This window comes from Candidatus Zixiibacteriota bacterium, from assembly GCA_035380245.1.
Lineage (GTDB): Bacteria > Zixibacteria > MSB-5A5 > GN15 > FEB-12 > DAOSXA01.
Genome location: DAOSXA010000002.1, coordinates 495,974 through 517,362, shown reverse-complemented (window position 1 = coordinate 517,362; position 21,389 = coordinate 495,974). Strand labels below are relative to the sequence as shown.

At 53.2% G+C, this 21,389-nt stretch carries 22 protein-coding genes and 1 tRNA gene; 19 read left to right on the top strand and 4 right to left on the bottom strand.

From position 1 onward, the window contains the following. Positions 1-2 precede the first annotated feature (2 nt). Positions 3-284, top strand: a complete 282-nt coding sequence (locus PLF13_07380) for a hypothetical protein (protein ID HOP07094.1) — start codon at positions 3-5, stop codon at positions 282-284. Between the two features lie 37 nt (positions 285-321). Continuing rightward, positions 322-1,359: a tRNA preQ1(34) S-adenosylmethionine ribosyltransferase-isomerase QueA gene (gene queA / locus PLF13_07375; GenBank protein HOP07093.1), complete on the top strand. Its 1,038-nt coding sequence runs from the start codon at positions 322-324 to the stop codon at positions 1,357-1,359. Between the two features lie 127 nt (positions 1,360-1,486). Here queA and PLF13_07370 read toward each other — a convergent pair whose 3' ends face one another. Both PLF13_07370 and PLF13_07365 read right to left on the bottom strand, forming a co-directional pair. After that, positions 1,487-1,792 carry a hypothetical protein gene (locus tag PLF13_07370; protein ID HOP07092.1) on the bottom strand — a complete coding sequence of 102 codons (306 nt, stop codon included), beginning with the start codon at positions 1,790-1,792 and terminating at the stop codon, positions 1,487-1,489. Between the two features lie 527 nt (positions 1,793-2,319). After that, the gene (locus PLF13_07365; GenBank protein ID HOP07091.1) at positions 2,320-3,210 is read right to left on the bottom strand and encodes a DMT family transporter; all 891 of its coding nucleotides are present in this window, start codon (positions 3,208-3,210) and stop codon (positions 2,320-2,322) included. 713 nt (positions 3,211-3,923) lie between these two features. Between PLF13_07365 and PLF13_07360 the strand changes: the two genes are divergently transcribed. From PLF13_07360 to PLF13_07295, 14 genes are all read left to right on the top strand, one after another. Next, the gene (locus PLF13_07360; protein ID HOP07090.1) at positions 3,924-4,508 is read left to right on the top strand and encodes a heme NO-binding domain-containing protein; all 585 of its coding nucleotides are present in this window, start codon (positions 3,924-3,926) and stop codon (positions 4,506-4,508) included. Between the two features lie 65 nt (positions 4,509-4,573). Beyond that, positions 4,574-5,269, top strand: a complete 696-nt coding sequence (gene ispD, locus PLF13_07355; protein ID HOP07089.1) for a 2-C-methyl-D-erythritol 4-phosphate cytidylyltransferase — start codon at positions 4,574-4,576, stop codon at positions 5,267-5,269. After that, positions 5,262-5,750 (top strand): 2-C-methyl-D-erythritol 2,4-cyclodiphosphate synthase, encoded by a 489-nt coding sequence (ispF, locus tag PLF13_07350; protein HOP07088.1) that lies wholly within the window; start codon positions 5,262-5,264, stop codon positions 5,748-5,750. Before ispD ends, ispF begins: the two co-directional genes overlap by 8 nt. A gap of 10 nt (positions 5,751-5,760) precedes the next feature. Continuing rightward, the gene (locus tag PLF13_07345; GenBank protein ID HOP07087.1) at positions 5,761-6,393 is read left to right on the top strand and encodes a DedA family protein; all 633 of its coding nucleotides are present in this window, start codon (positions 5,761-5,763) and stop codon (positions 6,391-6,393) included. Beyond that, positions 6,390-7,415, top strand: coding sequence for a D-alanine--D-alanine ligase (locus PLF13_07340; protein HOP07086.1), 1,026 nt, complete (start codon positions 6,390-6,392; stop codon positions 7,413-7,415). Before PLF13_07345 ends, PLF13_07340 begins: the two co-directional genes overlap by 4 nt. A 1-nt stretch (position 7,416) precedes the next feature. Continuing rightward, the gene (locus tag PLF13_07335) at positions 7,417-8,154 is read left to right on the top strand and encodes an HAD family hydrolase (protein HOP07085.1); all 738 of its coding nucleotides are present in this window, start codon (positions 7,417-7,419) and stop codon (positions 8,152-8,154) included. Positions 8,155-8,275: 121 nt separating this feature from the next. Continuing rightward, positions 8,276-9,352 (top strand): M42 family metallopeptidase, encoded by a 1,077-nt coding sequence (locus PLF13_07330; GenBank protein HOP07084.1) that lies wholly within the window; start codon positions 8,276-8,278, stop codon positions 9,350-9,352. A 6-nt stretch (positions 9,353-9,358) separates the two neighbouring features. Next, positions 9,359-10,753: a cysteine--tRNA ligase gene (gene cysS, locus PLF13_07325; GenBank protein ID HOP07083.1), complete on the top strand. Its 1,395-nt coding sequence runs from the start codon at positions 9,359-9,361 to the stop codon at positions 10,751-10,753. A 57-nt stretch (positions 10,754-10,810) separates the two neighbouring features. Beyond that, positions 10,811-10,883: transfer RNA gene (locus PLF13_07320), tRNA-Thr, on the top strand. A 135-nt stretch (positions 10,884-11,018) separates the two neighbouring features. Next, positions 11,019-11,954, top strand: coding sequence for an ABC transporter ATP-binding protein (locus tag PLF13_07315; GenBank protein ID HOP07082.1), 936 nt, complete (start codon positions 11,019-11,021; stop codon positions 11,952-11,954). Further along, positions 11,951-12,736, top strand: a complete 786-nt coding sequence (locus PLF13_07310; GenBank protein ID HOP07081.1) for an ABC transporter permease subunit — start codon at positions 11,951-11,953, stop codon at positions 12,734-12,736. The genes PLF13_07315 and PLF13_07310 overlap by 4 nt, the downstream gene beginning before the upstream one ends. 624 nt (positions 12,737-13,360) lie before the next feature. Further along, positions 13,361-14,731, top strand: a complete 1,371-nt coding sequence (locus PLF13_07305) for a dipeptidase (GenBank protein ID HOP07080.1) — start codon at positions 13,361-13,363, stop codon at positions 14,729-14,731. Beyond that, positions 14,731-15,510: an SDR family oxidoreductase gene (locus PLF13_07300; GenBank protein ID HOP07079.1), complete on the top strand. Its 780-nt coding sequence runs from the start codon at positions 14,731-14,733 to the stop codon at positions 15,508-15,510. The genes PLF13_07305 and PLF13_07300 overlap by 1 nt, the downstream gene beginning before the upstream one ends. A gap of 180 nt (positions 15,511-15,690) precedes the next feature. Continuing rightward, on the top strand, positions 15,691-16,617 hold the full coding sequence (locus tag PLF13_07295; GenBank protein HOP07078.1) for an EamA family transporter: 927 nt from the start codon (positions 15,691-15,693) through the stop codon (positions 16,615-16,617). 16 nt (positions 16,618-16,633) lie between these two features. Here PLF13_07295 and PLF13_07290 read toward each other — a convergent pair whose 3' ends face one another. Both PLF13_07290 and PLF13_07285 read right to left on the bottom strand, forming a co-directional pair. Then, positions 16,634-17,170 (bottom strand): ferritin family protein, encoded by a 537-nt coding sequence (locus tag PLF13_07290; GenBank protein ID HOP07077.1) that lies wholly within the window; start codon positions 17,168-17,170, stop codon positions 16,634-16,636. Between the two features lie 23 nt (positions 17,171-17,193). Continuing rightward, complete coding sequence (locus tag PLF13_07285) at positions 17,194-18,330, bottom strand: aminopeptidase (protein ID HOP07076.1); 1,137 nt, start codon at positions 18,328-18,330, stop codon at positions 17,194-17,196. Between the two features lie 158 nt (positions 18,331-18,488). Here PLF13_07285 and PLF13_07280 point away from each other — a divergent pair, with 158 nt between their 5' ends. The 3 genes from PLF13_07280 to PLF13_07270 all read left to right on the top strand — a co-directional run bounded on the left by PLF13_07280 (position 18,489) and on the right by PLF13_07270 (position 21,367). Then, positions 18,489-19,250 carry a DUF72 domain-containing protein gene (locus tag PLF13_07280; protein ID HOP07075.1) on the top strand — a complete coding sequence of 254 codons (762 nt, stop codon included), beginning with the start codon at positions 18,489-18,491 and terminating at the stop codon, positions 19,248-19,250. A gap of 266 nt (positions 19,251-19,516) precedes the next feature. After that, entirely contained in the window at positions 19,517-20,014 is a 498-nt protein-coding gene (locus PLF13_07275; protein ID HOP07074.1) for a chemotaxis protein CheW, read from the top strand. 183 nt (positions 20,015-20,197) lie between these two features. Continuing rightward, on the top strand, positions 20,198-21,367 hold the full coding sequence (locus tag PLF13_07270; GenBank protein HOP07073.1) for a hypothetical protein: 1,170 nt from the start codon (positions 20,198-20,200) through the stop codon (positions 21,365-21,367). Positions 21,368-21,389: the final 22 nt, after the last annotated feature.

Below are 21,389 nucleotides of genomic sequence, written 5' to 3'. Positions count from 1 at the left end.
ATTTGGAACGGGACGAACTTAAAGAGTACTTGTTTGCATTAGGTCAACAAGCGGCTAATCCGGTTCTTCGGATGTTGATCGACTCCACCCTAAAATACCGTGATCAGTTGAAATGGGAAGAAGGACGCAAGCTAACCGTGGGGGATGTCAAGATAGCCTTGCAGGCGCTGCAGGCCGCTCTGGATGGACAACCACAACCGGCTGATCTTACCCCGGCGCAATCACAACTGGTACAGGTCTGGATTAAAGCACTACAGGATGGTGTGGGTGATACTGATTCGTGATTTGTGTCTTGTGGTCATAAGTTAAAGTGATGCTTTAATGAAGATTGAATTGTTCGATTATGATCTTCCTCCTGAATTGATCGCCCAGTATCCGAGTCGCAAGCGGGATCAGTCGCGTTTGTTGGTGCTAAATCGTGCGACCGGTAAGACCGAAATCACTCATTTTAATGCGGTGGTTGATTTCCTTCAGCCGGGGGACGGGCTGGTAGTCAACCGCACTAAAGTGTTCAAGGCTCGCCTGAATGGTCGGCGTGCCACCGGGGCGAGAGTGGAGTTGTTTCTGGTCCGGCCCGATGCGACCGGTGATCCGCTGGAATGGCTGGCGCTGGTGTCGCCCTCACGGCGGGTGAAACCGGGAGAGTCGGTGTTGTTCGATGAAGACCGGGTTGAGTTGATCGAGTATTACGGCGACGGGCGCTGGCGGGTGCGATTCCGGTCGGACAGCTCGCGTCGAAGGATCATCAGTCGGTGCGGGCACGTGCCGTTGCCGCATTATATCCGCCGGGATGACCTGCCGACGGATATCCGACGATACCAGACCGTTTTTGCCGATGCCGAGCGAGTAGGGGCGGTGGCGGCGCCGACAGCCGGATTTCATTTTACCCGTCCGTTGCTGAAGAAGCTCGAAACTAAGAGGATCGAGCGGATAGAGATATGTCTTCATGTCGGGCCGGGGACGTTCAAACCGGTAAGTGTGGACCGGATTGAGGATCATACGGTCGACCCGGAAATGGCTGAGCTGGATATTTCAGCGGCGAAAGCGATCAATAAAGTACGCGAACGGGGCGGTAAAATCTGGGCGGTTGGGACGACTTCAGTCCGAACGCTGGAGTCGGCGCCGATCAAGAACGGTAAAATCCAGCCATTTGAGGGGATGGTCGATCTTTATATCCGGCCCGGACACGAGTTCCGGGTGGTGGATCATCTGATTACCAATTTCCATCTGCCAAAATCGTCGCTGATAATCCTGGTGGCGGCGTTTGCCGGGCGGGAGCGGGTGTTGGAGGCATACCGCGAGGCTGTGGCGGCTCAAATGCGCTTCTACAGCTATGGCGACGCCATGCTGATTCTCTGATTTTTCACGTTCACAATTACAGGGAGACGCGTTTGGTAGCTCTGATTTAAGGGGGAAAACCTTTTTTGCCTCGGAGACAAGCCCCATAATCAAGCGTTAAAGAGCTCTAAACGCGCATAGCAGGCGGTCAGACTTTGACCGATTTCTCCTGTTTGAGCGGCGGCGCCGAGACCATCTTTTTCCTGGCCTGGGTATTGTCCCATTTTTCCTGAACGTAAGCCCCGAGGGCTTCATCGATCAACTGGTGAATCGTTTTCCCCTCGAAATGAGACACGACCTTAAGTTTACCAAGAAGTTCCTGCCGCAACCATATCGGTTTACGCTCCCAGCCGACACCATCCCGGTCAATCTTGGCGTTGGAAACGAGGATTGATTTCTCCGGCATTACCTCGGTGTACCCTTTGCCCTTAACCGGTCGCAATACTGTACCCATGACAGCTCCTTTGATTGGATGGCGTGACTATTATAGTCCGCCTGATCTTGATAACGGCAGTCTGAGGGGCGGGCTTTATCTAAATCGCTGTAGAGAATTAGGACAGTATCGGCAGGTCTCGTGGGTCTTATCGCCCAACGGTTGGCTCTTACGGCGCGGGATCACGGGGAGCCCCGCGCTACGGGGCTTGTGTCAGGTTGCAAGGGGCCGGACCTGCGAAGATGGATTCTTTCGCGGGAAAGACGTTCTCTGGGAGGCGGCTGCTGCAGGGGCAGACGAGACGTCTGCCGCCCACGAAAAGTGTTACCCATGTCCCGGAACAAATGTAACCTATGTCTTGACATTGCACAAGACGTCTGCCGCCCACGAAATACTTGTAATGCGGGCGACACAAGGCCGCCCGCTACGCGAGGTTAGGTTTCTTTACGCGTAGCGGCGGGGCTTGTCTCCGCTGCAATGGAGGTTTGTCAACAATCCCGCGTAGGATTGGACTACCGGACGGGACTAATGATGGATCCGGAAAAACTTCAGGGTATAGGTTTTCTCTGAGGCTGTCGCAGGGCGAAGTTCAAACCGATGACAATCATCAGGGTCGAGGCTGCCATGATCAGGGTAATCGGTTCCTCGAAAAAGAGCAGGGCCAGAATCGCCACGAAAACCGGCAACAGGCTGTAGACCGATGAGGCAGTCCGGGTGGGGCCGATTCGACCAATACTGAGGTTGAACAAGAGATAGCCGACTCCGGAAGCGCCGATGCCCATGTAGAGCAGGGCCAGGATCGAAGCGCCGGAGATGCCGGTTAAGGCAGTGATCGGTTCCGTCCAGACCAGTACCAGCAGTTGACCGATACCGAAGAGGGCAGCGTAGAAGGTTACGCAGAAGCCGCTATAGCGGTTCATCAGGGTTTTGATCAGCAGCGAGTAGACGACCCAGCAGAGGACGCCAAGGAGCATCAATAATTCCCCTTGATTGAACTGAAGATGGACAAGAGCCTGGAAATTACCCCGAGTCAGCAAAATCAACTCCCCGATAAAGGCGATGACTACCCCGGTATATCCAAACCAGCCGAGTCTTTCACGGAGGAAAATCGCCGCCGCCGTGCCGGTTATGAGCGGATTCATGGCGTTGATGATGGCGCTGTTGGCGGCTTTGGTGTAAAGCAGGCTGGAAAAGAAGAAATAATGATAGCCCACCACCCCGAAAAGGCCTATCAGGAACAGTTTCACAAGATCACCCCGATCGACTCTGAGGCTTTTACGGCCGTGGTACGGAATCAGTGAGACTAAGAAAACAAAAGCGATCAGATAGCGAATCAGGGTGGTGGTGAGCGGACCTAGGTCGATGTTGGTGTATTTACCGGCGATGAAACTCCCGGCAAAGGTGAGAGAGGTGAAGGCGGGGAGGATTATTTTATTCATGGGTCGTAATCTACAGGGTGCTCCGGCGGTGGAGCAAGATCAAACGGGGGAGATGAAAACAAAACCCGGCGGATCCGAAAAGACTCGCCGGGCCGGTGTATCTGTTGGGATTTACTTAATCACACCCCAACGAACCTTGGAGGTCGTGACTAAGTAGCAGCCACCTCACATTTGTCATATTTCACTCGACCACCTCCTTTCCTGTGTACTAATAATAACGGATTGACGTCGGATTTTTGCAAGACAAAAGTGTTATAGAATGGGGCGTTGCGAGGGAAAGGGAGCGGATCAACGGGGATCCCGCGCTAAGGGGCTTGTGTCAGATTGCAAGGAGCCGGACCTGCGAAGATGGATTCTTTCGCGGGGAAGACGTTCCCTGGGAGGTGGCTGCTGCAGGGGCAGACGAGACGTCTGCCGCCCCACGAAATAGACGGTTGGCTCTTACGGCGCGGGATCACGGGGATCCCGCGCTACGGAGGTTCTACCGTGTCAGGTTACAAGGAGCCTGGCTTACCTGGTCTTCGTGAAAAAAACAGCCTGATTTGCCGATAATATAAGTAAAGGTGGGGTGGATTGGTGGACTCGTTCTTGAGAGAATGGAGAGCCTTACCGAATGGTAAAAATGCAGGGAGGGATTTGAAATTCTCGGTGGTAACATCGGGTGGTGTACTTCTTCCGTTACAGATGAAGCGTTAACACAGGAGATTCGGCTGATGAAGGGAACCATTATCAAATGTCTTCAGGACCTGGTAACAGACAAGTACGGTCAGGAAGAATGGAAGGCTGCGATCGAAGACGCCGGTCTCAGACGGAATACCATATTCATGCCTATATCGGATATCGACGACGAAAGCGTCCTGGCTATTATCACGGCAGTATGCACTCGGCAGAAATTATCCCTGGCGGAGATTTCAAATATCTTTGGTGATTATTGGGTCAATGTCTACAGCCAGGTGATGTACAAGCAGTTTTTCCAGAGACATAGTACTGCCCGGCAGTTTATTCTGGCAATGGATGATGTCCATGTCAATATGACCCGGACAATGGCCAATGCCCGGCCGCCGCGGTTTGATTATGAATGGAAAGACGATTGTACTCTCCACATGACCTACAAATCTCATCGAGGGCTGATTGACCTCATGGTCGGTTTGATCAAGGGAGTGGGGCGGTATTACGGAGAGTCTTTAGGGGTGACGCTTGTCAGCCGTAATATCGTACAGATTGTTTTCCAGCCGGAGAATCAGGAACCCAAATCGGCGGCAACGGAGTCAACCAAGGTCGAGGAAACAACCGTCTAATCCCCGGTTGTACGAAGCTATCAACATCGTTGCGACAGTGACCTGGGTCGACTATATTGCGAGCCATGAAAACGGCAGCAGTTATCGTAGCCGGGGGCAAGTCGGTTCGGTTCGGCGGTGAAGTCCCCAAGCAGTTTCGACATGTCTTAGGGCGACCGCTGTTGTCGTGGGCGGTCAGCCGGTTCGAAAAGGCAGTCTCAATAGACAATATCGTAGTCGTTGCTCCCGAAGAATATCTCCTGCATATCGGCGACCATATTATCGATCCCTTTTCTTTCTCCAAGGTGACCAAAATCGTGGTGGGCGGAGAGACGCGGGCTGAATCGGTGTTGAGAGGACTCAAATCGCTGCCGATCTCGACCGGTTATGTAGCGATTCATGACGGCGCCCGGCCGCTGATTCTTCCGCAGGATATCGACCGCGTGGTTGAGTTGGCTCATCGGGAGCGAGCGGCGATGATCGCCGTTGCGGCTACGGACACGATTAAGCGGGTGAAGGACGGTTACATCCTGGCTACTCTGGATCGCCAAAAGATATTTCAGGCTCAAACGCCGCAGGTTTTCCAGTACGATCTGATCATGGAAGCTTATCGCCGGGCTGAGCAGGAAGGCCTGGAGAAATACACCGATGATGCCTCGCTTTTGGAAGCCGGTGGATTCAAAGTGCGAGTGATGGAACCGAGCGGCCCCAATTTCAAGGTTACTACCCCGATCGATCTCAAGCTGGTGGAAGCACTAATGAAGGAAGAAATTGATGGCTGAAATATGTGTCGGTCATGGATTCGACGTCCACGAACTGGTAGCGGAGCGCAGGCTGATTTTAGGCGGGATTGAAATTGCGTTCGAAAAAGGGCTGGCCGGGCACAGCGATGCCGATGTCCTGACCCATGCAATTATGGATGCGCTCCTGGGAGCGGCGGGTTTGGGAGATATCGGTCTTCATTTCCCGCCGACCGATGTTCGCTTTGCCGATGCCGACTCGACCGATCTGCTGGCGCGGGTCATGGAGAAAATAACGGCGGCCGGTTGTGTCCGGGTAGTCAATGTCGATGTGACGGTCATGGCGGAACGCCCCAAACTCAAGCCTCATATCCCGGCGATGCGTGAACGTCTTGCTCCGATCATAGGGCTCGATGTCAAGCGGCTCAATATCAAAGCCACGACCACCGAGAAATTGGGATTTGTCGGCCGCGAAGAGGGGATCGCAGCGTCAGCGGTCTGCCTGATAGAACTGGTTGACTAAGGCGATCTCCATGCACTACGATCTGGCTCAAATTAACGAGTTTCTCGACTATATCTTTTCATTCGGACCGTGGCTGGTTTACAGTGTGATATTTCTGGCTTGTTTCGTGGAAAATCTCTTTCCCCCTTTTCCGGGGGATACGTTCATTCTTGCTGCGGGGGGGCTGGTGGCGATTGAGCGACTGAGCCTGGTACCGGCTTTTCTAACGGTGATAGCGGGAGGAATGGGATCGGTTATGATCCTGTATCTGCTGGGACGCCGAACCGGTCGGGAGTTTTTTATCCGCCACGATTACAAGTACTTTTCAGCCGAAGACGTCGTGGTGGTGGAGCAAAAACTGGCTCGATGGGGTTGGCTGATTTTAGTGGCCTCAAGGTTCGTGGTCGGTATGCGGTCGGTGCTGGCGATTGCCGCCGGAATCGGGAAGTACCCCTCGGGGCGAATGGCTTTGTTCTCTTCGATAAGCTATGTCATTTTTACTGCATTGTTGATGTATGTCGCGATCAAACTGGTTGAGAATATCGATCGCATTCTTTATTATGTCCGCACGTACAATATGATCGTCTGGCCGATAGTGGTGGTCGTGGTGATCGGCCTGGTAGTTGCCAAGGTAGTATCTGTCAGAAGGAAGAGTCTTCGATGAAAGTATTACTGCTGGCCGGTGGTGAATCGAGTGAACGAGATGTCTCGATGGCCTCGGGCGAGTCGGTGTATAAGGCGCTCAAGCGTCTGGGGCACGATGTCCTGGTCATGGATCCATTATCGGGCCGGTCGATGCTCGAAGCCGAACCGCTGTTTATCAGCCATGTGAAAACCGGAGAAACAGGGCCGATTCCTACCCGATCGATTACGATGTCGTTGACCGATGTCCTGCATCGTCCCGACTTTCCCAACATCGAATGTGTGTTTATCGCCCTGCACGGCGGCGCCGGAGAAAACGGATCGATTCAGGCTCTGTTGCAGTTGGCCGGAGTGCCCTTTATCGGTTCCAAAATGACCGCTTCAGCGGTAGCGATGGACAAGGCTATATCCAAACGGTTGTTTCAGTCGGTGGGAATTAAGACGCCGGAGTATCGTCTTTACCGACTCCAGGATGAATTTGTCCCTTATGGAGTGGTACGCGAGATAGCGGAAACGATGCCGTTGCCGTTGATCGTCAAGCCGAACGACAGCGGCTCCACGGTTGGATTGACGAAAGTTGACAATGTCGAGGATTTGCACCCGGCCATCGTGACGGCAGCCGAGGAGTCGCGCAATATCCTCATCGAAGAATATATTAAGGGCCGTGAGATGACCGTCGCGGTGTTGAACGGCAAGCCGCTTCCGGTGGTGGAAATTATCCCCAAGTCCGGGCTTTATGATTATGAAGCCAAGTATACCAAGGGGATGACGAGTTATATGGCTCCGGCCGAGATAGACTCGGAAATCGCCGAGCGGCTCCAGGATGCCGCCTGCAAGGCGTATGAAGTAATCGGTGCGACCGGACTGGCCCGAGTCGATTTTATCCTTCAGGAAAACCGCGATTTTTATTGCCTGGAGTTGAACACCTTACCCGGCATGACCGATCTTTCACTGGCTCCGATGGCGGCCAGGGCGGCCGGGATAGAGTTCGACCGATTGATACAGATGTTGCTGGATGCTGCGGTAGGAAAGAAAGAAGACTGATTTGGATAAACTGACACCCAAGGCAATCATTTTCGATTTCGGGTCGACGCTGGTAGAATATCCGTCGACTACCTGGGAGGAAGTCAATGTCGAGTGTGTCGAGAACACCCGATTATGGTTGATCAAGCAAGGCCGTGAAATCCCGGATGAAGCCACTTATTACGGTAAATTTCAGGCAATTCGGGAATCGTTGCAGGATACGGCGGCGAGAAGTCTGGTCGAGTGGACTGTACCCCAGGTGGCCGGGCGAGTGTTGGACGAGTTCGGTGTGGAGTACGACGAGGCCTTTATTGACGAATTCTTCGACGCTTATTACGAAAATATCGCCAAATATCTGTATGCAGTGGATGATGTCGTAGAAGTACTGGAGAAAATTCGATCCCGGTATGCTGTGGTCGGATTGGTGTCGAACACAGTGTTTCCTCCCCGGGCACATATTGCCGAGATGGAGCGGTTCGGCTTAGCCGGTTTTTTCGATTTCAAGATTTTCAGCTCGACGTTTGGAGTGCGAAAACCACACCCGGCGATTTTCTACGAGGCGGCCAATCTCGCCGGTTTCGCTCCGGGGGAGTGTGTTTATATCGGCGATCGTTATCTTGAGGATGTCCAGGGACCGACCGAAATCGGAATGCCTGCTATTCTTAAGGTTCACAAGGATCGAGAATATCCGCCGGATATGTCTTATAACATCCGAAAGATCAACAACCTGCCGGAACTGGACAGCCATTTCGAATTTTAAGACAATATGATTCCACGATCGGGGGGGCTATTTTTCCGTTTACCTGAACCGCCGGTCGTTTTATACTTAGAGCCTGTTGGAACCGCCGCAGAAGATGAATCATTTCACGATAGGACGGGTTATGGACCAAACCGAAAAGCTATTTAAGGAAATGACCGAGGCCGATGGTGTCCCCGGTTTCGAAGACGACATTCGTAAAATAATGGTTCGCGAGTTAAAAGGTAATGTCGACGAGATTCTTCATGACAAAATGGGTTCGACCGTCGGCCGCAAGAAAGGCACCAGCGATGAGCCTCGGGTGCTGGTCGAGGGACATATGGATGAAATCGGATTCATGGTGAAAGAAATCACCAAGGAAGGTTTTATCAAGTTCCTGCCGCTGGGCGGCTGGTGGGGACATGTGGCGCTCGGGCAACGGATGCGGGTGCATACTTCCAAGGGGATGGTGATCGGTGTAGTAGGTTCGACGCCGCCGCATCTTCTTGATCCGAAAGAGCGCGAGAAGGTGCTCGGGATCGAGGATATGTTTATCGATGTCGGCACGATGGAAGATTACGATATCACCAAGAAGTTGGGGGTACGGGTAGGCGATCCGATTACACCGGACAGCCAATTCACGATTCTCGGCAACAAGAAAAACTACCTGGCCAAAGCGTTCGACAACCGCATGGGTTGTATGGTGGCGCTCGATGTAGTCAAATCTTTCGGCAAGGTCAAACATCCGAACACGATCTACGCCGGCGGCTCGGCTCAGGAAGAGGTCGGATTGCGCGGCGCCATGACGCTGGCGCATCTGGTCGATCCGGATGTTTGTTTCACGATCGACGTCGGTGTGGCGCAGGATGTCCCGCCAAAGGATTATAAGAAAGTCGAGAAGTTGGGCGGGGGGCCCTCGATTTTTATCTATGATGCCTCGATGGTACCGAATCGGCGGTTCCGCGATCTGATTATCGACACTGCCGAAGAGAAAAAAATACCGTACAACTTGTCCTATATGGCTCGGGGCGGCGGCGACGGCGGCTCGATTCACAAGTCCCAGCTGGGTGTGCCGACGATCTACATCGGCCCGCCGACGCGGTACATTCATACCCATAATGCAATCATGAATCGTACCGATTATGATAATACGGTAAAGCTTGTTGTCGAGGTGATCAAAAAGCTCGACAAGAAGACGGTTAAATCATTTACGGAGGTATAGACGACCATGGCGCTCAGGTTCAAAAACAGTCTGACCCGACAGGTGGAAGAGTTCAAGCCGATCGAGGCGGGAAAGGTCCGGATGTACACCTGTGGCCCGACCGTCTACAATTTCGCCCATATCGGCAACTTCCGTTCCTACATCTTCGAGGACCTGCTGCGCCGGTATCTTGAATACAAAGGCTACGAAGTAGTCCAGGTGATGAACCTGACGGATATCGACGACAAGACCATCCGTGATTCTCAAGCCCACGGTGTGGCCCTCAACGATTGGACGAAGCAGTTTGTCGACGCCTTTTTCGAGGATCTGGATACGCTCGGGATCGAACGGGCGGAGTATTACCCAGCCGCGACCGATCACATCAACGAGATGGTCGAGATCATCAAGTTGCTCAAAGAGAACGGGCTGGCTTACGAAGTGGACGGCAACTGGTATTACAAGATATCAGGATTTCCCGATTACGGTAAGCTGGCCAATCTCGATATGGCCGGGTTGAAGCACGGCGCCCGGGTGGCGGCCGATGAATACGAGAAAGATTCGGTGTCGGATTTCGCGCTCTGGAAGGCGTGGGACGAAGCGGACGGCGACGTCTATTGGGAAACCGAGTTGGGCAAAGGTCGTCCCGGCTGGCATATCGAATGTTCCGCGATGAGTGTCAAATATCTGGGCAAGACGTTTGACATTCACACCGGCGGGGTCGATAACATGTTCCCGCACCACGAGAATGAAATCGCTCAGTCCGAAGGAGCGTTCAGGCAGAAGTTCGTCAACTACTGGCTCCACGCCGAATTCCTGATCGTCGAGGGACGAAAGATGTCCAAGTCGTTCGGGAATTTCTTCACCCTGCGCGACATTCTCGAAAAGGGATACGCCCCGCTGGCGATTCGGTATTTGCTCCTGGCGACGCATTATCGCCAGCAGCTCAATTTTTCGTTCGACGGCCTCGATGCGGCCGCGAAGGCGGTGGAGCGTTATAACGATTTCCTGACCAACCTCAAAGCGTACGCGGGCGGTGAGTCGGATGGTTCCGCCGACGGTTATATGAAGCAAGCTGCCGAGGCGTTCGAGACAGCTCTGGACGATGATCTCAACATTTCACCGGCGCTGGCGGCGGTGTTCGAATTTATTCGCGATATCAACCGCACTGAGGCAGCCGGTAAACTTTCGGTCGAAGAACGAGATCGGGCGCTGAAGCTGATGGCTCGCTTCGACAGCGTGCTCAATCTGACCGCCAAAGCGGCGTCGATTGACGACGAGATCGAAGGATTGATCGAGCAGCGTCAACAGGCTCGCAAGGCAAAGGATTTCGCCAAAGCGGACCAAATCCGTGATGAACTTCTGGCCCAGGGGATTGTTCTGGAGGATACTCCGCAAGGCGTGCGCTGGAAACGTAAGGCCTAGCAGGTCGTACTTGACAAGCGTCCGATAAAGCCTTATTTGACGACGAATCTTTGCAAAGCCGACGTAACTCAGTTGGTAGAGTAGCTGATTTGTAATCAGCCTGTCCTCGGTTCGATTCCGGGCGTCGGCTTTTTTTCTCCAAATACAAACTTGCGGAGATATATCGCGGAGGATAGACTGCTTCAAAGTCTGAGATATTAATCCAGGGAACCGGGGGGCGTTCCCCCCCAGGCAACCTTACCGGAGTTAGTTCGTAGAAAAGCCTATGACGATTGTTGACGTACAGGATCTGACCAAAGTTTACTCCACCGGGATGCGGAAGGGAGATATCGTGGCGCTGGACAGTGTCAGTCTCTCGATTTCCGAGGGAGAGATATTCGGCCTGCTCGGTCCCAACGGCGCCGGTAAGACGACGATGCTTAAAGTGCTGCTGGGTATTACCTCGATTACTTCCGGTACAGCTACGATCGACGGTTTCCCTCCCGGTAATCCTCGGTCGCGGGTTAAGGTCGGGTATCTTCCGGAGAACCACCGTTTTCCCGACCATTTGACCGGGCTGGGTCTGATGGAGTTGACCGGTCGGTTGCACGGCATGAGTCAGAAGCAAATGGATGAACGATCTGATGAACTGCTCAAGCTGGTAGGGATGGAACGATGGGCCAGTGTCAAGATTCGCAAGTTCTCCAAGGGGATGCTGCAACGTATCGGTCTGGCCCAGGCCATGATGCCGGATCCCGATGTGCTTTTCCTGGATGAGCCGACCGACGGGGTTGATCCGGTAGGCCGCACCGAGATTCGTGAAGTTATGAAACGAATCAGGTCCGAGGGGAAATCGATCGTTCTGAATAGTCATCTTTTGTCGGAAGTAGAATCGGTGGCCGATCGCGTGGCGATTCTTTCCCGGGGACGTCTGATAAAGGTCGCCACGGTGACGGAGTTGACCTCGCGGGCCAGTCAATACGAGGTCGAAGCTGATTTCGGGAATAAGATCATCAAGCTGCCGGAAGAGGTGGGGAAAGTAGTCTCGATGGCATCCCGTTTGATGATTGTCGAGTTGACCGATCCCGAACGAATCAACGATGTGATCGACGATATCCGTATGAACAAAATAAAGATCAAATCGGTCAAACCGGTTACGGTGACGCTGGAGCAGTCATTCATGGAGGCAGTGTCGAGTCATCCGGAAGGAGCGGCTCAATGAGAGGAATCCTCCACGACAGCCTGGCCGAAATGCTGGATCGCAAGATTATCTGGATTTACGCCGCAGTGACCGTGATCGGGATTCTGATCGTGATCGCGGCGAACTCGGCGGCTCTGAACTTCAACGGTCAGGAACTTGACCTTAAGACAATGGGAGAGGAAGTTGCCGGGCCGATCATGGTGGGTATCAACCGCTTCGCTTATGTGTTGGTGTTTCTCTCGGTGCTGGCAACGGCGGGCATTTTCCCTAAGATGATGGTAAAGGGCCGAGCGGATTATTTCCTGTCAAAACCGATCTCCCGCGGATCGCTGCTGATTTCGAAGATGCTCAGCATCTGGCTTGTTTATTCTTTGTTGGTAACCGCATGCGTGTTGGTGATCTGGGTCGTAACCGGAGCGGTTGTGGGGGTGTTCGGCGCCAAGCTGTGGATGTTGCTGATGCTTCATGTGCTGTCGCTTTTGATCTGGCTTTCCATCACTATCACAATCGGAATGGTTACCGGTTCCAATGCTTTGAGCATCATGGCCGCTTTCGTTACCTGGGTTCTGCAGCAGATTTTGGTTTTCCATGAGGAAATCGGATCGTTCATCGACAACAGCATTCTCCGGAACGCAATCAGCGGTTTGTATTACATCTGGCCAAAGACAATTCAAATCTCCGATATGGTCGAATCAGCGGTGATGAAGGGTGGTGCCGAATGGATGCCGCTGTACTCGTCGTTGATTTTCGCCGCCGCCATGACAGTGCTGGCGGTGTTTATTTTCCGTCGCAAGGATTACTAGCTCTCACACCTGCAACAGAATCATTATCGCGAAGTAGAGAAGGTTCCCCCGAGACCTGCCAAGGTCGTCGCGTAAGGTGAGTCCGTATTAGAACCCACCAATCATTGATGGTTGGTCAGGTTGTTTTCAATCTGATCTGCTCAAGATTACGTTTTCTATAAGATGAGAACGTAAGGACAAGTCATATTGAAGAGCTCTAACCTCGCGTAGCGGGCGGCCTTGTGTCGCCCGCATTACAGTTGTGTTTTACTGAATATCCGAGCGTATGACTTTTTCAACAGACCCCTCCGCCGGGGTGACGTTGAGTGGGGGATCTCGTTTTGATTCGAAGGTCCCGACCAATGGGTGGGGCACTGAAAAGACGAAGATGGATTCGCGCTTTCGCGGGAAAGGCGTTCTCCAGGGTGTGCTGCTGAAGAGGCAGACGAGACGTCTGCCGCCCACCAACACGGTTGGATTATTCGCGAGTTATTTTGCAGGATTCAGAGAGGACAGATTCCGCGGTTGCAAAGGGTAAGACACAAAGTCTGCCGCCCACCAACATCACCGATAGAAACGCTTTACAGCCGACAACAGCAACGCTATATTCTGCCTCAAATCTGGGATCAAAGACACAGGAGATAGATGATGACCGCAATTCAATATCTGAAGAAAAATGAAAAAAAGGCGCTCAACGAGTTGTTCGAACTGTTGCGCTTTCCTTCGGTTTCGGCCAAGTCAGAACACAAAAAGGACATGCACAAGTGCGCCACATGGCTTAAGAATCATCTCACGGAAATCGGTTTCAAGGCTCGGGTTATGTCGACCAAAGGACACCCACTGTTGTTCGCCGAATACAAGGTTGATAAGTCGCTTCCCACGGTGCTGTACTACGGCCATTACGATGTTCAGCCGGCAGAGCCTTTTAATCTCTGGAATTCCCCCCCGTTCAAGCCGGTCATCAAAGGCGGATATATCCTGGCGCGCGGTTCGGCCGACGACAAAGGACAGGTATTCGCACAAATCAAAGGCCTCGAAGCCATTTTGAAAACCGACGGCACGCTGCCGATCAACGTCAAAATGTTGATCGAGGGAGAAGAGGAATGCCATTCGGCCAATCTGCCGCGATTCCTTAAGGAGCACAGAGAAATGTTGGCGTCGGATGTCTGTGTGATATCCGATACGAGCCAGTTTGACCGGACTCATCCGGCGGTAACATACGGCCTGCGCGGGATTGCCTCGGTTGAGGTGTTCGTGCATGGCCCCAGCCACGATCTGCATTCCGGTTCTTACGGCGGTGCGGTCGGCAATCCGGTCAATATCCTTTGTGATATGATCAGCAAGCTGCATGACAAAAACGGCAAGGTTGCCATTCCGGGTTTCTATGCCGACGTCAAGCCGCTGACCCCCGCGGAACGCAAAGAGTTCAAGAAGCTGCCGTACTCCGAGAAAGGGTACCTCAAGGAAACCGGAGCGAAGGCGGTCCAGGGTGAAAAAGGGTATTCCGTTTACGAACGTTCCTGGGCTCGGCCGACTTGTGATGTCAACGGCATTACCGGCGGTTACCAGGGCGAAGGCGCCAAGACGATCATTCCGGCCTGGGCTTCGGCCAAGATTACGATGCGTCTGGTGGCCAACCAGAAGCCGATGGATATCTGCAACAAGATCGAGAAATATCTCAAAAAGATTGCCCCGGCATCGGTCACGGTAAAGGTAGACAAGCACGGCGGAGCCGGTGCGGTAAAAGTTCCGATCGATAGTATCTGGCTCGAAGCGGCCCGGAAATCGATCAAAAAAGGATTCGGTAAGGAGCCGGTTTTGATCATGGAGGGCGGTTCGATTCCGGTCGTGGGTGATTTCAAGAAGATTCTAGGTATCGACACGCTATTAATCGGTCTCAGTCAGCAGGACGACAATATCCATTCCCCGAACGAACGGTTCCGTGTTTGCGATTTCCAGAGCGGTTGTAAAACAGCGGCTGAGCTGCCGTTCGAAATCGTGGAAGTCGTGCGGTAATGGAGCTGGGGCTCAAGGGCAAACGGGCGTTGGTAACCGGTGCTTCAGCCGGTCTGGGAATGGCGGCCGCGATTGCTCTTACGATGGAAGGAGTCGAGGTAACGATCAACGGTCGTTATGGCGACCGGCTCAACGAGGCGGCTAAGAAGATAGAAAAAACAACCGGACACAAACCACAGACGGTGACCGGAGATGTTTCGAATATCGTTGATGTGAACAACATCCTGGCCTCAGCGGGTGAAGTTGATATTCTGGTTGCCAACGCCGGAGGTCCGCCTCCGGGGGCGTTTTTGGATCATACGGCCGAAACCTGGCGTGATGCGACCGACCTGGTTTTACATTCAGCGGTCGGTCTGACTCGCGGCGTGCTTGACGGCATGATCAAAAAGGGCTGGGGGCGTGTGATCTACATAACCTCAGTCGGGGTGTTTCAACCGGTCGATGAGTTGGTGTTATCCAACGCCACCCGCGCCGGGGTTACCGGCTTGTGCAAGACGTTGAGCAACACGTATGCCGATAAGGGTATCACGTTCAACTGTGTTTGCCCGGGGTATACGGCGACGGAGCGCTTGATTAACCTGGCGAAAAGCCGCGCCGAAAAAGCGGGGAAAAGTCCCGAGGAGATTATTGATGGAATCGCGGCCAACATCCCGGCGAGACGGGTGGGGCAACCGGAAGAACTGGCGGCGTTGATCACGTTTCTATCCAGTGACAAAGCCGCTTATATTACCGGGACATCGATTCCGGTCGACGGCGGTTATCATCGGGGGCTCCTGTAAGAGGGCTTTGGTGAAGAAATCCTAAGTGCGGATATTCTGCAAACTACAATCGTAATGCGGGCGACGCAAGGCCGCCCGCTACGCGAGGTTAAGGTTCTTTGAGGCGTAGCGGCGGGGCTTGTCTCCGCCGTAGAAGAAGTATTTCAACACTCCCAGAGGGATTTGGCGCGGCGGCGGTGCGTGAGCGAAAATAGTAAGTCATTCGGCCTTTTACTGGCGGCAATAGCTGTCCAGCAGTCGGTGGCGTCGTTCGCATACCCGGTCGCCAAGTACGGGCTGGCGATAATAGAGCCTTTTACATTCGCATTTTATCGTTTCGTGCTGGCCTCGGTGATTCTGCTCGGGCTGACACGCACGAAAAAATACGGCACGCCGATCGCACGCCGGGACTGGCCAAAAATCTGGCTGCTGGGTATCCTTATTATTCCTCTCAATCAGACACTCTTTTTGTACGGGCAATCGCTGACCGCTGCCGGTCATGGAGCGGTGTTGTTTGCCACTACCCCGATCTGGGTTTATATCCTGGCGATGATTCATCTTGACGAGAAGTTCCTGTGGCTTCGTGTTTTCGGAATCGCTTTGGCTTTGATCGGCGCGGTGATGGTGATGTCAGTGGGAGCGATCAAGGTGGGCACGGAGTATTTGATGGGGGATATGATTATCGTAGTCTCGGTCGTAGCCTGGGCATATTATACCGTTTTAGGTAAAACCATGGTGCGGCAGTATGGAGCGTTGCGTCTTACCGCCTATTCGGTCGCCTGCGGGTCGGTGCTCTATTTCCCGTTTGGCGTTTATCATGCAATCAAGTTCGATTACAGTCAGACCAACTGGGGCGCATGGGGGGCTGTGGCTTATATGGCTGTCGGTCTTTCATTGATCGTCTATGTTATCTGGTTCTGGTTGATCAAGTATCTGGATGCCTCACGAGCGGCGGTTTATCAAAATGTCCAGCCGATCATTGCCAGTATCGTAGCTTATTTCTGGTTAGGGGAGGGGCTGGGACCGATGTTTATTCTGGGGGGCGTGACGGTGCTGGTCGGTGTTGTAATATCCGAGATACAACGAACCCCGCGAGCGCTCGAAGCACCCGCGGGGCCGATGAAGTGATTCGGTCAATTTCGAACTACAGTTCGTCGGAGGAGTGTCCTTCCCAGCTCATGAAACTGGCGTAATTAGATGAAGCGGCATAGCCCTGTGGATCTTTGATGAACAGGATCATATTCTCGATCAGGTAGATGTGATTTTTCTCCTCATCGGCGATTGTGTTCAGGAGACCTTTCAGGACGGCGTCGTTCTCTTTATCGGCGGCATCGCGATAGAGCTTCTCGGACTTCTCTTCGACCCTCATCGCTTCCTGCCACGTTTCCAAAGCACCCTCGGCAGCGATTGAATCGCGCCCGGCTTCGGTGAGTTGTTTGAAGATGTTTTTGGCCAGCTTCGGGGTCTGGGTTCGGGCAGCCATGCCGGCCCGGGCTTCTTCGAGAGCACCGTCACGCATGCTCTTGAAGATGGTGAAGTGCTTGGCCTCTTCTTCGGCTAGAGTTTTGAAAATGTCCTTGATCGCCGGATCAACGGCGACCGCAGCCCCTTTCTCGTAGAAGGCCTTACCGTCCAGTTCCATTTGCATGGCGAACTTGATAACTTCAGTGGTCGATTGCATCGTATCCTCCTCTACTTAGAGGCCTAGAGCCCTTCGGCCTTGAGATTTTCCTCCGAGAACTGCTTCTCGAGGTCTTTATCGACGAATACGCCGTCCTTGCGGATCAGTTTGTCGTCGAAATAGATTTCGCCGCCGCCGTAATCCGGACGCTGGATCAGGACCAGATCCCAGTGGATCGAGGAATCGTTGCCATTGGGGGCCTCATCGTAACACTGACCCGGGGTGAAATGAAGCGAGCCGGCGATCTTTTCATCGAACAGGGTATCCTTCATCGGGTGCAGGATGAACGGATTGACACCGATGGCGAACTCGCCGACGTAGCGAGCGCCTTCATCACTGTCGAGAACCTCGTTGAGCTTCTTCTCGTTGCCCGAGCAAGTCGCTTTGACGATCTTACCCTTTTCAAAGGTGAAGCTGATGTTTTCGTACAGATTCCCCTGATACAGCGACGGGGTGTTATAGGTAATAACGCCGTTAACCGAATCGCGCACCGGGGCGGTGTAAACCTCACCGTCGGGAATGTTGCGATGACCGTCACATTTGACTACCAAGATGTCTTTCATAGAGAAAGTCAGGTCGGTGCCGGGGGATTTGATATGGACTTTGTCGGTCGCTTCCATGAGGGCTTTGAGTTTGTCCTGAGCCTTTGACATCTTGGCATAGTCGGCGCAGCAGACGTTATAGTAGAAGGTCTCGAACGCTTCCTGTGAGGTCTCAGCCAGTTGAGCCATGGCGTTGTTGGGGTAGCGCAGGACGACCCAGCGGGTCCGCTTGACACGTTCGTCGAGGTGCACCGGGCGATAAAAGAGCTTGGACTGCATCTCCATCTTTTTAGAGTCGATATCGGCCATATCGAACGGATTGTCGGAACCGCGCAGGCCGATATAGGCATCGGACTGGCGCATCAGCTCCAGATGCAATTCCGTCTGCCGTTTATATTGCTCTTCACTGGCGTGCTGGACCCATTGGCGCAACAATGATTCATCGTTGTAAAACCAGAACGGCGTAGCGCCGAGACGAGTGGCATGACCGATAAGTTCTTTACCCAGTTCGAGGGCTTCTTTTCCCTTGATCTCTATGTAGATCGTCTCGCCTTTTTTCAGCTCTACGGAGTATTCGAGCAGTTGCTTGGCGAGTATTTCGTTACGTTTGTCTTTCATGTGACATCCTTTCGTTTGCCGTCATTGTGGCAGATAATACAACAATTCGGGCCGGGGCGCAACGGGCAGGAATAAATCCTCTGATTTAGGATAATGATCACATCTTGGAGCTGTTTTCGTTTTGAACTTCCGGGAATGACGGCTGTTACAGGATTGTCATGAGCACAGGGAAATACAGGATAGGGACATCGGGCTTCAGCTATAAGGACTGGCTGGGTAATTTCTACCCGCAGTTTTGCCCGCAGGCGGATTTTTTGCGGTTTTATTCATCGCGGTTCAACGCGGTTGAGATCGATGCCACGTTCTATCGAATTCCTTCAGCGGCGGTGGTTGAACGCTGGTGTAAAAATACTCCGGATGATTTCGTTTTTTCCGCCAAGTTTCCGAAGGCCGTAACACACGAGGGGACAATCGAGGAACGTCTCGTTGTTGCTCGTCGTTTTATCGAAGTCATGAAAGGGCTGGGGGACAAACAAGGGCCGCTTCTATTGCAATTCGCCGCTGGTTTCGGGCCTGAGCGGTTCGATCTCCTGATTCGTTTGATCGAAGCGCTTCCGTCCGGTCCGCGTTATTCGATTGAATTGCGCAAACAAGCCTGGCTTGAAGTTCCGGCGTTGTTCGACCTGTTGCGTGAGAAGAATATCGCCCTGTGTCTGATCGAGCATCCCCGGATGCCTCGTATGGATATAGCGACCGCCGACTTCCATTACCTGCGTTTTCTGGGAGACCGCAGTAAAATCAGGGAGGACTTCTCATATCTCCGCGACGACCGGGAGTCCGACCTCCACTGGTGGCGCCAGACGATCAAGAAAATAGTCCGGGTTGACCAGGATTTGTTTGCCTTTTTCAACAACCATTATTCGGGACATAGTCCATCGACTGCCGCCCGGATGATGACCCTTCTATCCGAGTCGGATTGATCCGGCTCTCCTGCTCAAAATTTGAACAGGTAATCCGCTTATGCAAACCAACCTTCTTTAGCGGGCGGCTTTATGTCGCTTTTATTCTCTGGAGTATTGAAAAAAAATCTTCAGCGGCGGAGATAAATCCCACCGCTACGCGATAAAGAGCTCCAGACTTGTGTTTCCAGTTGCTTAATATCCCGGCGGTCCTGCCGATACAGTTGATAGCGATACTTGGGACTGTCTCCGGCCCGGCCGGGGATTGAATTGTTAAGGAAAAGCTGATGACCGCCACCCAAACCGAAATGTTGACCGACCTGCAAGCGGATCGGACCGATGATTTGATCCAGTTGGTTTCGTTCCGGATCGGCGCCGAAGAATTTGGTGTGGATATCCTGAATGTGCAGGAGATCAATAGGATGACCGAGATAACCCGAGTACCGAAGGTACCGGATTATGTCGAGGGAGTGATTAATCTTCGCGGTAAAGTGATTCCGGTAATCGACTTAAGGAAACGACTCGATCTGGATGCCGCCGAGTACGACAAATCGACCCGGATAGTCGTGGCGGATGTTCAGGGACGAACGATCGGTCTGATCGTCGATGCCGTGTCCGAGGTATTGCGTATTCCGGGCAGCGCCATTGAGCCGCCGCCGGAACTGGTGACCCGAATCGATCAGGAGTATGTCCAGGGTGTCGCCAAACTTGAGGATCGCCTTCTTATGTTTCTGGATCTATCGAAAGTGGTCGACCTTCGCGAGATGGCCGAAGTCTCCGAATGATCTAGTTACTTCGTTAGCTATTGTCTGATGCGGCCGGAAGCCAACCCGGCCGCATTTATTTTTGCCCGTCGCGGGCGTTGACGCCGCTCCCGGTGTCGCTTATCATGATTTCCGAAAAAACGTTATTCGTGAGGAAACTTCGTGATTCCCGATGAACCTCGGCCGGTTGTGCCGGAATCGAGAATGCTGGAACTGCTGTACACCGAAATCGGTCGGGGACATCCGTATTATCTGGACGGCATCGTGGATGCTCTGATCCGCTCGGCTCGGGTGCGTCTGGTGCGGCGTCAGACGAATGTTTTCGATCTGAGTCACGGATTATCCCGTCTGGCCTGGAAGACGGCACGCTGGTTGTACCGGCACAGCTCTCCGAGAAACCCGATCGGTTTGTTTTATGCGAGGCTGAGGAAGAAAGCGAACTACAATCACGGGAATTGGGGATTACACTTTCTTGCGCGAGACATAAGGTCTCAATTCATGGCGGAAGAGTCACCGCTGCTGGTCGCACACCCGGTGTTGGTGGCAGCCTTGAGAGGACGCCGAAATTTGATCTACCAGCATGGGGAAATGTCGGCGCCGCACGAGTCGCTTGTCCTGGGAGCGGAGCGTTTGATTGTCCCGACAAAAGCTGTAGCGCAAGCATTCCTCGAAGCCGGGTACGATCGTGAACGAATTCATGTGTCCGGTTTGTGTATTGAACCGGCTCTTGTGAGGCAGGCAACCGAATCTTTTGAACTCCGGCGGAAACGACTGGAAGGGCGGGGAGTTTTAACGGGGGCCTTTTATTCCTCCGGGGCGGAGCCTAAGGTTCACGTCGAGCGCCTGATTGAAGTCGCCTGGTCGACCGTAACGGCCGGTCATCGGGTTTTGGTGTTCGCTCGAACGGGTGGATTGCTGGCGGCACAGACGATTCAGCGTTTTGGCCGTATCGGTGCGGATTTTCTCGTGGTTACGCCCGAGACACCGATTGAAGGTGAAATACCCCGAGCCACTTTGCTGTTGTACCAAAACCGTCGCGAGGAATATGCTCTCACCGCCCGGCTTTTCTCCTGGTTTGATTTCGTTGTCGCTCCCGCCCACGAACGGAGCAACTGGGGCATGGGATTGGGCTTGCCGATGGTGATCATTGGACCCGATATAGGATCTTTTGCTCCTCTGAATCGTCGTTTACTGCTGGATCGAGGGGTGGCGCTGGAAGTCGGCACCAGACTCAAGGCCGAGTCGTTAGGTGAGAAACTACGTCGATTGCATAAATCCTCGGTCCTGGCGGCCATGGCTGAGGCCGGCTGGCAACGCCACGATATCAACGGTTTCTCTTCTATTGCGGAATGGCTGGATCAGCATTATTCATGATGGCCGCAGGCATGCTTTCAAG

Excerpts from the sequence above, each read along its gene's own strand:
- queA (HOP07093.1), top strand. The coding sequence starts at position 322 with ATGAAGATTGAATTGTTCGATTATGATCTTCCTCCTGAATTGATCGCC.
- PLF13_07370 (HOP07092.1), bottom strand. The coding sequence starts at position 1,792 with ATGGGTACAGTATTGCGACCGGTTAAGGGCAAAGGGTACACCGAGGTA.
- PLF13_07365 (HOP07091.1), bottom strand. The coding sequence starts at position 3,210 with ATGAATAAAATAATCCTCCCCGCCTTCACCTCTCTCACCTTTGCCGGG.
- PLF13_07360 (HOP07090.1), top strand. The coding sequence starts at position 3,924 with ATGAAGGGAACCATTATCAAATGTCTTCAGGACCTGGTAACAGACAAG.
- ispD (HOP07089.1), top strand. The coding sequence starts at position 4,574 with ATGAAAACGGCAGCAGTTATCGTAGCCGGGGGCAAGTCGGTTCGGTTC.
- ispF (HOP07088.1), top strand. The coding sequence starts at position 5,262 with ATGGCTGAAATATGTGTCGGTCATGGATTCGACGTCCACGAACTGGTA.
- PLF13_07345 (HOP07087.1), top strand. The coding sequence starts at position 5,761 with ATGCACTACGATCTGGCTCAAATTAACGAGTTTCTCGACTATATCTTT.
- PLF13_07340 (HOP07086.1), top strand. The coding sequence starts at position 6,390 with ATGAAAGTATTACTGCTGGCCGGTGGTGAATCGAGTGAACGAGATGTC.
- PLF13_07330 (HOP07084.1), top strand. The coding sequence starts at position 8,276 with ATGGACCAAACCGAAAAGCTATTTAAGGAAATGACCGAGGCCGATGGT.
- cysS (HOP07083.1), top strand. The coding sequence starts at position 9,359 with ATGGCGCTCAGGTTCAAAAACAGTCTGACCCGACAGGTGGAAGAGTTC.
- PLF13_07315 (HOP07082.1), top strand. The coding sequence starts at position 11,019 with ATGACGATTGTTGACGTACAGGATCTGACCAAAGTTTACTCCACCGGG.
- PLF13_07310 (HOP07081.1), top strand. The coding sequence starts at position 11,951 with ATGAGAGGAATCCTCCACGACAGCCTGGCCGAAATGCTGGATCGCAAG.
- PLF13_07305 (HOP07080.1), top strand. The coding sequence starts at position 13,361 with ATGATGACCGCAATTCAATATCTGAAGAAAAATGAAAAAAAGGCGCTC.
- PLF13_07300 (HOP07079.1), top strand. The coding sequence starts at position 14,731 with ATGGAGCTGGGGCTCAAGGGCAAACGGGCGTTGGTAACCGGTGCTTCA.
- PLF13_07290 (HOP07077.1), bottom strand. The coding sequence starts at position 17,170 with ATGCAATCGACCACTGAAGTTATCAAGTTCGCCATGCAAATGGAACTG.
- PLF13_07285 (HOP07076.1), bottom strand. The coding sequence starts at position 18,330 with ATGAAAGACAAACGTAACGAAATACTCGCCAAGCAACTGCTCGAATAC.
- PLF13_07280 (HOP07075.1), top strand. The coding sequence starts at position 18,489 with ATGAGCACAGGGAAATACAGGATAGGGACATCGGGCTTCAGCTATAAG.
- PLF13_07275 (HOP07074.1), top strand. The coding sequence starts at position 19,517 with ATGACCGCCACCCAAACCGAAATGTTGACCGACCTGCAAGCGGATCGG.
- PLF13_07270 (HOP07073.1), top strand. The coding sequence starts at position 20,198 with ATGCTGGAACTGCTGTACACCGAAATCGGTCGGGGACATCCGTATTAT.